The organism is Bacillus sp. AR8-1 (assembly GCF_008042345.1).
Taxonomy (GTDB): domain Bacteria; phylum Bacillota; class Bacilli; order Bacillales; family Bacillaceae_G; genus Bacillus_A; species Bacillus_A cereus.
This window is the reverse complement of the sequence record NZ_QNUB01000037.1, coordinates 62,709-79,102: the sequence shown is the minus strand read 5'-3', so window position 1 is coordinate 79,102 and position 16,394 is coordinate 62,709. Positions and strand designations below refer to the sequence as shown.

Here is a 16,394-nt window from a genome sequence, read left to right as displayed (position 1 = left end):
AATAGTGAACGAGTAATCTATTAATTATTGACGGTATCAGCCGTTATCTGAACTTGAGCAATCTAGGGAGAAATACGTCTAGATTGGAACAAGGGTGGAACCACGAAAACACATTCGTCCCTTTCCTAGGGATGGGTGTGTTTTTTTTACTTTGAAAGGAGGTGCAGTAACATGGAACGATTTGTACGTACGGAAATAACCACCACCTGCATGATTAAAAAGCAGCGCAAGGTGATTGATAGAGATAAATAATAAAATTGTAGGAGGAGATTAGAAGATGAATAACGTTATAAATGTTGGGGTATTAGGTTTAGGTACGGTCGGAAGTGGTGTTGTTCATATTTTGAAAGAACATTATAAAAAAATCGCACTTGATACAGGATACGAAGTGAAAGTGAAAACAGTCGTTGTACGTGATTTGGAAAAAGAACGCGATGTTTGTATTGATGGAATTGCAGTAACAAGTCATGCAGATGAAGTTCTAAATGATTCAAATATTGATATTGTAGTAGAGGTAATGGGCGGAATTGAAGAAGCAAAACAGCATATTGTTAAGGCTTTACGAAATAAAAAACATGTCGTAACAGCAAATAAAGATTTAATGGCTGTATATGGTGCAGAGCTTCTTCAACTGGCGAACGATAATGATTGTGATTTATGTTACGAAGCGAGTGTAGCGGGCGGTATTCCAGTGTTAAGAGGACTAACTGATGGGTTAGCATCAGATCAAATTGAAAAAATAATGGGAATTGTAAATGGTACAACAAATTATATGTTAACAAAAATGAGTCAAAATGGATGGTCTTATGAAGAGGCTTTACAGGAAGCACAAAAATTAGGTTTTGCAGAATCGGATCCGACAGCAGATGTAGATGGACTAGATGCGGCGAGAAAAGTAGCAATTCTTGCAAACTTAGGTTTTTCGATGAATGTTTCATTAGATGATGTGCAAGTAAGAGGGATTCGAAAGGTCGAAAAAGAAGATTTACAAATGGCTGAAAAGTTAGGATTTACTATGAAGTTAATTGGTAAAGCTGAAAAACAAGGACCAGCCATTCATTTAAGTGTAGAACCGACGCTTTTACCGAGCCAGCATCCATTATCAAATGTGAATAATGAATTTAATGCGGTGTATGTCCATGGCCAAGCGGTAGGAGAAGTGATGTTTTATGGACCCGGAGCTGGGAAGTTACCGACTGGTTCTGCTGTAGTAAGTGATATTATTTCAATCGTTAAAAATATGAATCAAGTTCCGAAAAATAAAAGTGCGTTAAAAGAACCAGTTCCTTATGAATTACAAGGTGATGAAGAAGTAGTTTCGAAATATTTCTTACGCATTTCATTACAAGGTGAGCCTGGGATGTTACAAAAAATAACAGAATGTTTCGTTAATTATTCTGTAAGTTTAAAAGAGGTTATTCAATTACCTTTAAACCGTGAACTGGCAGAAGTTGTTGTTGTGACACATCGAACTTCCAAGTATCAATTTGAACGAGTTTTAGAAGCGATAGAAGCTGTCGCAAGTGAAATAAACAGTTACTACATTATTGAGGAGGAAAAACAATATGTATAAAGGACTATTAAAACAATATGCGTCTTATTTACCGGTGAATGAAAATACACCTGATGTCAGCTTAATGGAAGGAAACACACCACTTATTCCATTATTAAATATATCAAAACAATTAGGGATTCAGCTATATGGTAAGTACGAAGGAGCGAATCCGACAGGTTCTTTTAAAGATCGTGGTATGGTCATGGCAGTTGCTAAGGCGAAAGAAGAAGGTTCAGAAGCAATCATTTGTGCATCAACAGGTAATACATCAGCGTCAGCTGCAGCATATGCGGCACGTCTTGGGATGAAATGCATTATCGTAATACCAGAAGGAAAGATTGCACATGGAAAATTAGCGCAAGCGGTCGTTTATGGAGCTGAAATTATTTCAATAGAAGGGAATTTCGATGATGCGCTTAAGGCTGTAAGAAATATTGCTGCAGAAGAGCCGATTACGTTAGTAAACTCAGTAAATCCTTATCGAATTGAAGGGCAAAAAACAGCAGCGTTTGAAATTTGTGACCAATTGCAAAATGCACCAGATGTTCTAGCTATCCCTGTTGGGAATGCAGGGAATATTACAGCGTATTGGAAAGGCTTCTGTGAATATGAGAAAGAAAAAGGTTATAAAAAGCCAAGAATTCATGGCTTTGAAGCGGAAGGAGCAGCTGCAATTGTAAAAGGGCATGTAATTGAAGAGCCTGAAACAATTGCAACAGCGATTCGCATCGGTAACCCAGCAAGTTGGTCGTATGCAGTAGAGGCTGCCGAGCAGTCTCGTGGTGAAATAGATATGGTATCAGATGAAGAAATTTTACATGCGTATAGGTTATTAGCAAAAACTGAAGGAGTTTTCGCTGAACCAGGATCAAATGCTTCATTAGCCGGCGTAATTAAACATGTTCAATCTGGGAAAATCAAAAAGGGAGAAACAGTTGTTGCGGTATTAACTGGAAATGGTTTGAAGGATCCTGATATCGCTATTTCTTCAAATCAACTAGACATCGCAAGTGTGTCAAATGATATAGAACAAATTAAAGATCATATTAAAGGGGTGATTATGTCGTGATACCATTTAGCGTTCGTGTCCCTGCTAGTACGGCGAATGTTGGTCCTGGATTTGATTCAGTTGGAATAGCTTTGTCATTGTATTTAGGTGTGGTGGTTAAAGAAAAAGCTGATAAATGGCAAGTAATCCATTCCTTTGAAGAATCAATTCCGACAGACGATAAAAATTTAATCGTTAGCACGGCATGTAAAGTATGTCCTTCTATATCACCCCATATAATAGAAGTTACTAGTAATATCCCATTAACAAGAGGGCTAGGAAGTAGTGCATCAGCGATTGTAGCTGGGATAGAACTTGCGAATCAACTAGGCAATTTGAACTTAACTGCTGATCAAAAAGTTCAAATTGCTACAAATTTTGAAGGACATCCTGATAATGTTGCTGCTTCTATATTAGGTGGAACTGTAATCGGAGCACTTGATGGAAAGGATATTTCCGTCGTAAGAATTGAGAGCAAGGAGTTAGGGGTAATTTCTCTTATTCCGAATGAAGAATTAAATACAGATGAAAGTCGATCTGTATTACCAAAGATGTTTCCGTTTCATGAGGCAGTTAAAGCTAGTGCGATAAGTAACGTATTAGTAGCTGCATTATGTCAAAAGCGGTGGGAAGTTGTAGGTGAAATGATGGAGAGAGACCATTTTCACGAGCCATATCGTTTAGAACTCGTACCGTTATTACCATCTATTCGTAAATGCGCAAAAGAATTTGGTGCGTACGGTACAGCACTTAGCGGTGCGGGACCATCTATTTTTATATTAACGCCATATGAGAAACGTCAAGAAATCGCTGAGCAATTAGCGAGAGTATTTACAGATATGAAAGTATGTGAGCTTGAAATCGACCATAAAGGTATTATTGTAAATAAGGAAGAGCATATTGGATCGTAAAGAAAGCTGGCATGGCTAGCTTTCTTTACGTTGCAAACCTATTTTAAATTAGGTTTTTTCGGAAAAAAATATAAAACAAATGTTGATTTTGAATAATGTAAGTAAAGAGTGCATTCATTTTGGAGGTGATTAAATGAATAAAGAGTTACCAGAAGAAAAAAGAGAGCGTATGAGACAAAGTGAATTAAAAAGTAATCCTACGGGTTCTTTACATGACGGACTCAATAGAGCGGAAACAGGTAGTCCAGTTGATATAGCAGGCGGTATGAATTGGAAAGGTACAGGGATAATCATTTTAGTACTACTTTTAGGATACATTGTATACACTTATTTTTTCAGTTAAAGAATGCTTGTTAAAATTTTGATTTGTTTAGTTTCATAATTGTTGAGAAAAAATGCAGTTACTGTATTACATATCTTCTAAGCGAATTATAGTTGTTCATATCAACTTTTAATACTCCAAATAGAGCTAGCAAAATGCTAGCTCTATTATTTTTTGCCACATTCCTGTAACAAACCACCTGTATATTCATTGGTGGAGGTGCAGAGGATGAAAAAAATGATAGCGATATGTCTTCTAACAACTATGCCATTTTCGACTTTAGTCGGTTGTGACGTAAAAGGTAGTAATGCTGTACAAGAGTCTAAAATAAAGAAATCGACGTATAAAGATTTTACTTATGATGTAAATCCAGAAACATTCACATTAACTGTAGAACATGAGGGGGTAAAGGAACAGGCATCACAACCCCTACCGAAAATGAAGGTATCGAATGTAAAAAAAGAAAAGGATCGTACATCGTGGGAATATCCAGATCAAAAAGTAAAAATAAAATTAGAAAAGAAAAAAGACCACTTAAACATTGAAGTGGAATCGACTGGTGCAGAAAGCTTTACATGGCCGAAAGTAGAAGCTGAAAATTATACACTTCCGTTATGGGAGGGTAAGCAAATTCCGAGCAATGATGAGAATTGGAAGAAGTTTTTAAAGGATGATGCATATTCATTTGCTGAATCATTTTCTATGAAGTTTTTCGCATTAAATGGTTCGAAATATTCAATTGTATATATTGCAAACAATATGTTTAATAATGAATTGAAATTTCATTCGGATCCGAAAATAGGATTTGATTTTACACATGAATTTCCGAGCATAAATAAAAATAAAACATATGGATTTCAATTATATGTGACAAATAATGATGCGGTAAGCATTGCTAAACTGTATAAGGATGATATTGTTCGAAAAGGTGAATTTAAAACATTACAAGAAAAGGCTAGAAAAAATAAAGAAATCGAAAAGTTATATGGAGCGGCGCATTTTTATTTTTGGAATCAAAATGGTTTATCAGAAAATAATATAAATTGGCCAAAACTAAGGGAGCAAATAAATAGCCCGCTGTTTAGTCATATAAAAGAACTTATTCAAAAGAATAGTTCAGAGCCTGGGGAACTGAATGTATTAGATCAAGTAAGTAAACAAGATTTCATTGATAAGTATCAAAAAAATGTTATTTTACGTTATATAAACGAAGTATTATCCATGAAGGAATTTTATAAAGAGGATATTTTTCAAAACGTTGATCAGGAAGCTAGTGTGCTATTAAAGAAAGGTGTAGGTCACTTAACGAACACAGAATTGTATAGCTTAAATAAGCATTTATTAAAGTCGCTACTTGGTGATGCGGTTGAAGAGGTAAGTAAATGGGGTAATGCAGATGGAACGGACATACTAAAGGAAATGAAAGAGGTAGGAATAGAAAAAGCGTGGATTGGTCTGCCGAACTGGGAACAAGGATTTATGCAACCTAATTTCGTGACAAAAGCGAAGGAAATGGGGTATTTAGTTGGTCCGTATGATTCATATCATTCCATTCACGAAAAAAGTGATAAAAATTGGAACACAGCATCCTTTAATGACCCATCATTATATGAAGTGGCTACTGTAACGAAGAAAAACGGAGAAAAGGTGCAAGGCTTTTTAGGCAGAGGTCGCAAGTTAAACCCGACTTTATCGCTGCCTAGTGTAAAGGAACGCATGAATGATATATTACAAAATGGTCCTAAATATAATTCATGGTTTATTGATTGTGATGCGACAGGTGAAATTTACGATGACTATTCAGCGAAACATATAACGACACAAGAGCAAGATTTAAAAGCACGTTTAAAACGAATGGACTACATTGCACAAGAAAAGGGTATGGTCGTTGGTTCTGAAGGTGGAAATGATTTTGCTAGTAGTACGATTGCATTTGCACACGGAATTGAAACACCTGTTATTAAATGGGACGATGAAGATATGCGGAAAAATAAAACAAGTCCGTATTATGTCGGTGGATATTGGTCACCAAATCAAAATGTTCCCGAAAAATATGCAAAACAAGTACTATTGAAAGAAGAATATAAACAAGTGTATTTAAACCCAGTATATTCGGTACCATTATATAAATTAGTATACAATGATTCCGTTATTACAACGCACCATTGGGAATGGGGAAGTTTAAAGGTAAAAGATGAAGTGGGAAATCGAATGCTGTCTGAATTATTGTATAATGTTCCTCCGTTGTACCATTTAGATGAAGTAGAGTGGAATAAACATAAAAAAGAAATTACAGAGCATCTAAAAGTTTGGAATGAAGTTCATGAAAAAGCAGTAAAAGAAGAGATGACGAATTTTACGTATTTGTCAGAAGATAAGCTAGTACAATCTGTTTCTTATGGAAAAAATATTAAAATCATTGTGAACTTCTCAAATGAAGACATGGAAGTAGAAAAAACGAAAATAAAAGCAAAGTCGGCTTACATTGATAATCAGGGGAAGAAAAGCATGTATACGCCGTTTGAGAAATAATAACGTGAAATATACTGTATTCATAGAGGTTTTATCATTAGCTGGACTCTTTATTCATATCGTTTATCTGGAAAAAGATATCCTAATTTAAAATGAAAGAGTTAATGAATTTATAAATTCGCATGTTGCGAAGTGCTAAATTTTTGAAATTGGTAAATAGTGACTTGCCAAAAATAAGTACGAGAGTATAATGTGAAATGGAATACATATTGGGTTTTAGTAGTAACCTTACAAAATTGTAAGGTTAATGAAAGGAAATTCAATATGAAGATAAATAGACTTACATTATACTTGGTAAAGAGAAAGAGAGGCGAATGGGTATGAGCTCTGAATTAGAACAAAATACGAGAAGTAATAAAAAGCGTTCTAAAAGAAAGTCAATAAAATGGTTCATATTAATTCCATTTTTCCTACTTATTTTTGGAGGAGTAGGATATGGTTCGTTTATATATAATAAAGCAAAAGCTGTTGTAAATGATGCGTATGCGAAAATTGAAAAGTCATCAAAGCGTGATAAAGAAGTTGAACCTTTAAAGGATAATATTTCAATATTAATCATGGGTGTAGATGGAAGTGAAATGAGAAAAAGCCAATATGGCGAAGCAGTTCGAACAGATGCACTTTTATTAGCAACAATTAATAAAGATGATAAGTCTGTTAAGCTAGTAAGTATTCCACGTGATTCACGTGTTTATATTCCAACTAGAAAAAAATTAGATAAAATTACTCATGCTCACGTATTTGGTGGCGTAGAAAGCACACGCGATACGGTGGAAAGATTTTTAAATGTCCCTGTTGATTATTATGTGAAGTTTAACTTTGAATCATTCGTACAAATTGTCGATTCAATTGGTGGTATTGATATTGATGTACCAGTTACTTTCACTGAACAAGATAGTAAAGACCAAGCTGGTATGATCCATTTAGAAAAAGGTTACCAACATTTAAATGGAGAACAAGCACTTGCACTTGCAAGAACGCGTAAAATTGATAGTGACGCAATGCGTGGACAGAGACAGCAACTTGTAATAGAAGCAATTGCCAAAAAAGCGATGTCTGTTCAATCAATTAGCAAAATGGGCTCTTTACTAGATGCGGTTGATAAAAACATGAAAACGAACTTAACATTTGACGATATGCTTGCCATTACAAAAAATATGGCAGGATCTAATTTGGAAATGGAAAAAATGCAAATAGAAGGTACAGATAAACGTATCGGTGGTATTTATTATTACATTCCAAATGAAAAAAATGTAAAAGATATTTCAAAAAAATTAAATGATCATTTAGGTGTAACGCCAAAACCAGTTCGAAACGAATAATAAAAAAAAGATTGGCTTTTGCCAATCTTTTTTTTTGGAATGTATTTGTAACTTTTCTGTAACGATTTTTTAGTTTAGAAAAATTATACTCATATGTATGAGTATAATGGATAGGTAAAAAAGTAAAAGGACATATTCAAAATTTGTGGTAAGGAAAGATATCATATGCAGAAATGGTTAAGCATGATGGGAATTATCTTTATATTGACTGGATGTAAAATGTCTGAAGCTCCAACAAGTCTAATGGAAGCTCCTACAAATAAAAAATGGATTAATGAATTAAATGAACAAATTGATAAAGATTTACCTGTTAATTATCGCTTACTTACTCCAATGTCTAATAGAGATAAACAGACGACATGGTCAATGAATTTCGAGCGAGATAATAAAAAAGAAGCTGTCATCGTATATAAAATACCTAATGAAGATTATCATATATATTTAGCCGTATATGAGAAGAAAAATAATGGATGGAATATGAAGTCAACCTATACATTTGATGGGGAAGAAGTAGATATTGTTGAGGTAGGAGATTTCACAGGGAGTGGGAAAAGGGAACTATTGATAGGAATAACTACCAATCGTGATTTATTAGAAAACACAATGTATGTTTTTTCCGATGAGAGTGACGATATAAAGGAATTTTATAGACAGAAGTATACAAAGTTATTTATAGATGATTTAAACAAAAATGGTTTTAAAGACATAAGCCTTGTTTCGCATATGAAAGATGAACAGTTGAAGGTTCAGTTCATTGAAAAGTTTAAGGTATTGTCAGAGGTTACATTTGATCCGTATATAAATAGTATTCAAAGAATACAAATGGGTCGTATTTCTAAATCATTAAAGGCAGTTGTAATCGATGCGGGAACAGGGGCTCATTCAGGTATAACTTATGTAGCAAAATTTGATCAGGATCATTATGAAGTATTACCTATAGATGGGAAAGAAGATTTATTTAATGAATATGTTGTAGAAAGTAAAGATGTTAATGAAGACGGCATTATTGAATTTGTTCGTACTGTACGCCCAAAAGGTTGGGAAGATAAATCACATGGTGATAGTCCGCTTTTCGAACGTTACATACAGTGGAGTGAATCTGGAATTAAACCAATTGAAGAACGATATATAGATATAGAAAAAGGGTATTATGTGAAAATCCCTAAAGAGTTAATAGGGAAAATTACAATACCAGATCAGCAAAAAGAATCAAATTCTCAAAAGTTTTTGGATACAAGAACAAATGAAATATGGCTTGAAGTTCATATTTTTAAGCGGAAAGAATGGTTCAATATAAAAGGCTACAGCGCAGCAATTAAAACGGCTTCTCACGTATATGCAGTACCGAAGCAATCAAAATTTGAAAAAGTGAAAGCATATATAAAACCGCTAGCGGATTATCAACAAGAGTAGGAGGTGAGAATTATGTCAAAAATTTTAGTTTTAGAAGATGAATTAACAATCCGTAGCTTTATTGTTTTAAATTTAAAACGTGCTGGATTTTATGTAATAGAAGCTACTACTGGAGAAGAAGCGTTACAAATTTTGAGTGAACAAACTGTTGATATAGCACTGCTGGATGTAATGTTACCGGGGATTAATGGTTTAGAAGTTTGTAAGGCTATCAGGAAAGAAAATAAAAAAATGGGTATTATTATGTTAACCGCACGTGTACAAGATGAAGATAAGGTGCAAGGACTAGGAATAGGTGCAGATGATTATATTGCAAAACCGTTTAGTCCAGTAGTATTAACTGCACGTATACAGTCTTTATTAAGAAGAATAGAAGTACATGAAGAAAAAACGAATATTGTTACGTCAGGTCCATTTTCGTTAAATATTATAGAAGAAAGATTGTATAAAGATGGACAATTAGTCGATTTAACACCTACAGAGTATATGATATTACAGTATTTAATGAATCAGGCTTCAAAGCCAGTTTCGCGTGATGAAATTTTAAATATGATTTGGGGAACCAATTACGTAGGTGAGACGAAAGTGGTAGATGTAAATATGAGACGGTTACGTCAAAAGATAGAATGTAATCCATCAGAACCTGAATTTATTCTTACGGTGTGGGGAAAAGGATATGTGTGGAAGGAAAGTATAAGATGAAACGGAAAGTGACTTTATATTTTATGACGGTCATTACACTTATGCTTGTATTATTTGAAGTTGTATTTTCAGTCTCAATTTATCGATACTATTATAATGGTATTGTGCAATATATAGAGTCTCATGCGAAAACGAGTACACGTTTTTTTTCAGAATACAATTCACTATACTTTATTCGGTTACAAGAATATAGTGGTGACATAATTAGTAGCTTTCAATTAGAAGGAACAGAATTACAGTTAATTGATCGTCACGGCTCGGTTATACAATCTTCAAGTGGTGAAAAGATAGAAGGTAAAGTCAATATTCCACAATCATTATTAGAAGGTGAAATGTATAATCAAGTTACTAAGAAAGGTAATAAAAAACAACTAGAGGTGCTAAGCCCACTTATACATCAAGGACAAACTATTGGTGTTTTAAAATATACGACTGTTTTAACAAATGTAAATAAAAAGATTATTGAAATTATTACGTTTACTATTTCTGTAGGTATTGTTATTTCGGGAGTCGTCTTCTTAATTAGTAGACGTTTGGCAAATTCATTTGTTGAGCCAATTGAATCCATTATTCAAGCCTCTTCACAAATTGCAGAAGGCACATTAAAGCAAAAAATTAAAGAAGATTATCCTGGAGAATTAGGTGACTTGGCACATAGTTTAAATTATATGGCCTATAAAATAGATAAGGCTGAGCAGATGAAAAATGAATTCATTGCTTCTATTTCGCACGAAATACGAACGCCTTTAACAGGAATTAAAGGTTGGAGTGAGACGTTAAAAACAGTAGATCATTTAACAGAAGAAGAAATAAAGCAAGGTATGGGCATTATTTCAGGTGAGACAGATAGGTTGATTCATTTAGTAGAAGAATTGTTAGATTTTTCAAGATTACAATCAAATCATTTTAATTTATATAAACAAAAGGTGCAATTGTACGATATACTAGAGGAGACGATTTGGCAATTAACTCCTAAATCGGAAGAGAAGGAAATTCAATTTATTACTACTATAGACCGAATTGAATTGATGGGAGATCGAAATAGGCTAAAGCAAGTTTTCTTGAATATTGTTCAAAATGCAATTAAGTATTCACATAAAAAAAGCACAATACACATTGAAGCGACTAAAATAGAAGGACAAGCAGTGATTAAGGTAAGAGACGAAGGGATTGGAATTGCTAAAGAACATTTACCATATATTGAGCAATCATTTTACCAAATTAATAATCATGCTGCAGGTGCAGGTATTGGTTTAGCTATCGTTAAAAAAATGGTGGAGCTTCATGGCGGTGCGCTTAGTGTTACAAGTAAAGAAGGAATAGGAACAACAATTTTGATAAAACTCCCATTATAATACAAATAAAATCTATTTATATGGTGAAATAAAAATAAATAGATGTATAATTATATTGGGCGATTTATATATAAGATTAATAGGGAGAGGAATTCGATAGAATGGAAAAAGCTTTAAAAATTAAACAAATAGTAGTCGTTTTAATAGCGATTGCCGCAGTAGCTATTGGGTATTACATGTTTCAATCAATTACTTCACCAGCAAAAGCTGTTGCGAAACAAGAAAATGTAGTGCAGCTTGCAAGTGAACAGCCGAAAGTTGAAATGAATAAAACGGCACCAAGTCGTTTTAATGGAAAAGAAAGAAAAGTTGCTTATCTTACATTTGACGATGGACCAGGGAAATATACGGCTGAATTATTAAATACGCTAAAACAACATGATGCGAAGGCGACGTTCTTTTTAATTGGAGCGAATGTAAAAGAATTTCCTGATTTAGTGAAACGTGAAAATGCTGAGGGTCATTATGTAGGCATGCATAGTATGACACATAATTTCGCAAAGTTATATAAAAATGGCGAGTATGTAAATGAGATGAAAGAAGATCAAGGTTTAATCGCTAATATTATTGGGAAATCACCTAAATTAACACGTCCTCCATATGGTTCGATGCCTGGATTGAATGAAGGTCTTCGAAATAAAGTGGTAGAAGGCGGATTTAAAGTATGGGATTGGACAATTGATTCATTAGATTGGAGATACAATAAAATACCAGTTGATGCAGCTGCAGCACAAATTGCTCAAAACGTATTAACAAACGCAACAAAACCACAAGAAGTAATTTTAATGCATGATATTCACCCGCAATCAGTTGCTGCTGTGCCAGCAATTTTAAAGGGGCTAAAAGAAAAAGGTTATGAGTTTGAAGCTTATCATGAAGAGAGTCACTTCCCAGTGAACTTCTGGCATGATAACCGTATGTAATGGAGGAATTGACGTTGAAGTATGGAAAAGTAGCAGTAGTTGGAGCGTTATCAGTAGGACTTTTAACAGGTTGTTTCGGTGAAAAGCCAGAAGAAAATTTATATACAGCTTTTGAAACAGCAGCAACACAAGAAAAATCTTTAGTGGATGAAGCAAAAAAATTAGAGCAGTTAGAGAAACAAGGGCAAGAATTATATGCTCAAATTTTGCAAGAAGGTAAAGATCATAATGAAGCAGTTGTGAAGAAAATAGAGCAAGCTACTGCAAATGTAGATGATCGTGAAAAAGTATTGAAAAGTGAAAAAGAAATGCTAGAAAAAGCACAGAAGGAAACAAAATCTGTTCAAAGTAATATAGAGAAGATTGAAGATAAGAAGTTACAAAAACAAGCAAAAGCAGTAGAAGAGTCGTATAAAAATCGTTATGATGCATTCAAAAAGATGAATGAAAATTACACGAAAGTGTTAGCGACTGAAAAAGAACTGTATGAAAAATTAAAAGTAAAAGAAACGAAATTAAAAGAAATCGGTGAAAAAGTTAAAACTGTTAATGAATTAAATGTGGAAGCACAAAAGTCGAAAGAGCAGTTTAACAAATTTACAAAAGAGTATAATGACAGTAAATTAGCATTCTACAAAGATGCAGAAATTAAGATTAAAGATCAGAAATAAAGAAGAATCTAAAGTGTAATAAAAAGCCGGAGAAACATCGTTAAAAATGTTTTTTCGGTTTTTTACGTTAAATGAATAGAAAAGACTGGAATTGATATCATAAAAGAGTTATAGTGAGTTATTCTAAGGGAAACATTGTAAAGTAAGGAGAATGGAAATATGTCATATGAATTTTTACTCAAATTAGGTTTAGCACTCTTTTTAGGATTATTCATCGGGATAGATAGGCAGCTAAAGAATAAACCACTTGGTGTGAAAACAAGTATGGTTATTTCTGTAGCAAGTTGTTTAATTACGATGGTTTCAATTGAATCTGTGCATGTATATTCTGTTCCAGGACATACAAATATGGATCCGATGCGACTGGCCGCTCAAATTGTTAGTGGAATTGGTTTTCTTGGCGCAGGTGTCATTTTACGAAGAAGTAATGATGTTATTTCTGGATTAACAACAGCTTCTATGGTGTGGGCTGCTTCAGCTTTAGGGATTGCAATTGGTGCGGGATTCTATTTACAAGCGACAGTTGCTATGGTTTTAATTATTTTAGCGATTAATGTACTTCCGCAACTTGTGAAAATTGCAGGACCGTATTCATTAAGACAAAAGGATTTATCTATAAAAATTACTGTTAAAGAGCATCATGAGTTAGATGGTATATTTAAGCAAATTAAAAATTTAGGCATGCATGTGAAACGCGTGAAAATTAAAGATATAGATAGTGGAGCATTTCAGCAACTGGAGATGGTTATTTTAGCTCCAGAAGATTTATATACAACAGAGTTATATAGTTCCCTGAAAGAGATTGATCGAGTAGTTTCAGTTGAAGTGGAAAGTAGATAATTGTGATAAAAAAGAGTGAAGTGAATTCACTCTTTTTTATTTGGATTTTTAAGGAATGAAATTGATATAATGATGAGTAACAAGGGGGAGAAATGATGGGAATACATATTAGAAGAGCAATAAAGGATGATATACCAGGTATAGCAAAGGTGCATGTTGATAGTTGGAAAACAACGTATAAAGGGATATTTGCTGACGAAATTCTAGATAATGTAGCATATGAGAAACGAGAAAAACAATGGGAAGATATTTTTCAAAAAGAAGGTAATCATCAATTTAGATTTGTAGCAGAGAATTTAAATGGAGACATAGTTGGATTCGTCGATGGGGGAGTAGAAAGAACTGGTACATATAATTGTGATGGAGAATTATATGCAATCTACCTTTTACAAGAGTATCAAGGAATGAAAATAGGACAAAAGTTATTTCAAGCTTTATTATCGGATTGTATAAACAATGATATGCAATCACTTTTAGTTTGGGTTGTTACGAATAATCCTTCTAAAAAGTTTTATGAAAAATTTAACCCTGAAAAAATTGATACGAAATTTTTAGAGAGAGTAAGGGTAGAAGAAACAGCGTATTGTTGGAGAGATTTGAATTTGTTATACAAAAAGTTATATAGATTTGCTTAAATAATATTATTATGTAAACTTTATGTTTGAAAGAGGTATACCAATTAAGGTATACCTCTTTTGTTTAACCATTTTGGATAGATTACTAATGAAAAATAGTAAGTATGTAGTTTGAAACTGAGTATTTTTTTCGTGTATTTTTAACTAGATTAAAGAAAAGAGAGAAAACAAGAAAAATTAAATCAGATAAAAAAATTCTGAAATATACTCTTGAATTGAATATCATTATCAATTAGAATCATAATTGATAACGACATTCAATTATCGTTTATTATATAAAATTTCGATAGCTTTAATATAAAGAGGAGGACCAACATGCAGCATGCGAAACAAATCGCAGAACATGCAACATTACAAAGCTTTTTAAACTGTTATTTAAGAGAAACAGGGAGTGGAGAATGGATTACAGAGGATGAAAGAATGAAGATTATCTTCAGTAATACGTTGAATAGAGATACAGTCCCCACATATTTATGTTGTCGGCTATCGGCACAGAACGTTACTTTGTATGGAGAAGTTATATATAAATCATCAACAGATCGTCATTTGTTTGGAGAAAAATTTTATTATCAAATTGGAGATAGTAATTCTGTTATTAAAGCAGATTACGTTACAGTTATTACATTTTTAATAAAAGAGATGTCTATCAACTACGGAGAAGGGACGAATCCTGCGGAACTTATGCTTCGAGTTATCCGTAGTTGTCAAAATATTGAGGAATTTACAAAAGAGAGAATAGAAGATACGTCCGCATTATACGGTTTCCATACAACTTTTATAGAAGCGGAGCAGTCTTTATTATTTGGGCATTTAACTCATCCTACACCAAAGAGTAGACAGGGGATATTGGATTGGAAAAATGCAATGTATTCTCCAGAATTAAAAGGAGAATGTCAGCTTCATTATTTTCGGGCCCATAAAAGTATAGTAAATGAAAAATCATTATTATCAGATTCTACAACAACGATTATAAAAGAAGAATTAAGTAATGATGAGATGGTTAGTAAGGAATTTATAGAGAAGTACTGTAAGGAAGATCAATATGCATTAATTCCAATTCATCCGCTTCAGGCAGAATGGCTCTTGCATCAAGCTTACGTACAAGATTGGATAGTTCAAGAATTGCTTGAGTATATTGGACCTGTAGGTAAGTATTATATGGCAACATCATCACTAAGGACGCTATATCATCCCGATTCGAAGTATATGCTTAAGTTTTCATTTCCGGTGAAAGTAACGAATTCAATGCGTATTAATAAACTGAAAGAACTTGAGAGTGGTCTTGAAGGGAAGGAAATGTTAAAGACGGCTATTGGTGAAGTACGAGAAAGGTTTCCAGGCTTTGATTTTATTTGTGATCCAGCCTATATTACATTAAATTATAGAACACAAGAATCTGGATTTGAAGTGATTATTCGTGAGAACCCTTTTTATAGTGAACATGCAAACGACGCAACATTAATTGCTGGGCTAGTTCAAGACGCTATACCTGGGGAACGTACGCGGTTATCGAATATTATTCATCGCCTAGCAGATTTAGAAAGTAAAAGCTGTGAAGAAGTAAGCTTAGAGTGGTTTAGACGATATATGAATATTTCTTTAAAGCCAATGGTATGGATGTATTTACAGTATGGTGTTGCATTAGAAGCTCATCAGCAAAATAGCGTTGTTCAACTAAAAGATGGTTATCCGGTCAAATATTATTTCCGTGATAATCAAGGATTTTATTTCTGTAATTCAATGAAAGAGATGCTTAATAATGAATTAGTTGGTATTGGAGAACGTACTGGAAATTTATATGACGACTATATTGTGGATGAGAGATTTCGTTACTACTTAATTTTCAATCATATGTTTGGCCTCATTAATGGTTTTGGCACAGCAGGATTAATTAAGGAGGAAATTCTTCTCTCGGAATTAAGGTCTGTACTTGAATCATTCCTTCCGTATAACCGGGAACCTTCAACATTTTTAAGAGAATTATTGGACGAAGATAAGTTAGCGTGTAAAGCAAATTTACTAACGAGATTTTTCGATGTCGATGAGTTAAGTAATCCATTAGAGCAAGCAATTTATGTGCAAGTACATAATCCGCTCGTTAGAGAAGTGGCTGTTCGTTCATAAATAGCGTTAAAATTTCACGTAATACAAATAATGGTATTTTG

The 16,394-nt window shown here is 33.6% G+C and carries 14 protein-coding genes; all 14 read left to right on the top strand.

The features are described from left to right. Window positions 1–277: 277 nt before the first annotated feature. Window positions 278–1,573: a homoserine dehydrogenase gene (locus tag DN400_RS22715; RefSeq protein ID WP_147801948.1), complete on the top strand. Its 1,296-nt coding sequence runs from the start codon at window positions 278–280 to the stop codon at window positions 1,571–1,573. Beyond that, entirely contained in the window at window positions 1,566–2,624 is a 1,059-nt protein-coding gene (thrC, locus tag DN400_RS22710; RefSeq protein WP_098256283.1) for a threonine synthase, read from the top strand. The genes DN400_RS22715 and thrC overlap by 8 nt, the downstream gene beginning before the upstream one ends. Then, the gene (gene thrB / locus DN400_RS22705; protein WP_000612104.1) at window positions 2,621–3,514 is read left to right on the top strand and encodes a homoserine kinase; all 894 of its coding nucleotides are present in this window, start codon (window positions 2,621–2,623) and stop codon (window positions 3,512–3,514) included. Before thrC ends, thrB begins: the two co-directional genes overlap by 4 nt. A 133-nt stretch (window positions 3,515–3,647) precedes the next feature. Beyond that, a complete protein-coding gene (locus tag DN400_RS22700) occupies window positions 3,648–3,857 on the top strand; it encodes a DUF6366 family protein (protein WP_098256284.1) in 210 nt (69 codons plus the stop codon). 207 nt (window positions 3,858–4,064) lie between these two features. Further along, window positions 4,065–6,368: a glycoside hydrolase gene (locus tag DN400_RS22695; protein ID WP_097912490.1), complete on the top strand. Its 2,304-nt coding sequence runs from the start codon at window positions 4,065–4,067 to the stop codon at window positions 6,366–6,368. Window positions 6,369–6,688: 320 nt separating this feature from the next. Beyond that, window positions 6,689–7,690: an LCP family protein gene (locus tag DN400_RS22690; RefSeq protein ID WP_002093954.1), complete on the top strand. Its 1,002-nt coding sequence runs from the start codon at window positions 6,689–6,691 to the stop codon at window positions 7,688–7,690. 165 nt (window positions 7,691–7,855) lie between these two features. Continuing rightward, a complete protein-coding gene (locus DN400_RS22685) occupies window positions 7,856–9,103 on the top strand; it encodes a hypothetical protein (RefSeq protein WP_001174878.1) in 1,248 nt (415 codons plus the stop codon). Between the two features lie 12 nt (window positions 9,104–9,115). Continuing rightward, the gene (locus DN400_RS22680; protein WP_000036074.1) at window positions 9,116–9,805 is read left to right on the top strand and encodes a response regulator transcription factor; all 690 of its coding nucleotides are present in this window, start codon (window positions 9,116–9,118) and stop codon (window positions 9,803–9,805) included. Further along, window positions 9,802–11,160 (top strand): sensor histidine kinase, encoded by a 1,359-nt coding sequence (locus tag DN400_RS22675; protein ID WP_000824526.1) that lies wholly within the window; start codon window positions 9,802–9,804, stop codon window positions 11,158–11,160. Before DN400_RS22680 ends, DN400_RS22675 begins: the two co-directional genes overlap by 4 nt. Window positions 11,161–11,261: 101 nt before the next feature. Then, entirely contained in the window at window positions 11,262–12,083 is an 822-nt protein-coding gene (locus DN400_RS22670) for a peptidoglycan-N-acetylglucosamine deacetylase (RefSeq protein ID WP_078439153.1), read from the top strand. A 14-nt stretch (window positions 12,084–12,097) separates the two neighbouring features. Then, the gene (locus DN400_RS22665) at window positions 12,098–12,754 is read left to right on the top strand and encodes a YkyA family protein (protein ID WP_000873563.1); all 657 of its coding nucleotides are present in this window, start codon (window positions 12,098–12,100) and stop codon (window positions 12,752–12,754) included. A 159-nt stretch (window positions 12,755–12,913) separates the two neighbouring features. Continuing rightward, a complete protein-coding gene (locus DN400_RS22660; protein ID WP_000119510.1) occupies window positions 12,914–13,594 on the top strand; it encodes an MgtC/SapB family protein in 681 nt (226 codons plus the stop codon). 92 nt (window positions 13,595–13,686) lie between these two features. Beyond that, window positions 13,687–14,229 carry a GNAT family N-acetyltransferase gene (locus tag DN400_RS22655; RefSeq protein ID WP_061661211.1) on the top strand — a complete coding sequence of 181 codons (543 nt, stop codon included), beginning with the start codon at window positions 13,687–13,689 and terminating at the stop codon, window positions 14,227–14,229. 315 nt (window positions 14,230–14,544) lie between these two features. Then, window positions 14,545–16,353 (top strand): IucA/IucC family protein, encoded by a 1,809-nt coding sequence (locus tag DN400_RS22650; RefSeq protein ID WP_147801947.1) that lies wholly within the window; start codon window positions 14,545–14,547, stop codon window positions 16,351–16,353. Window positions 16,354–16,394: the final 41 nt, after the last annotated feature.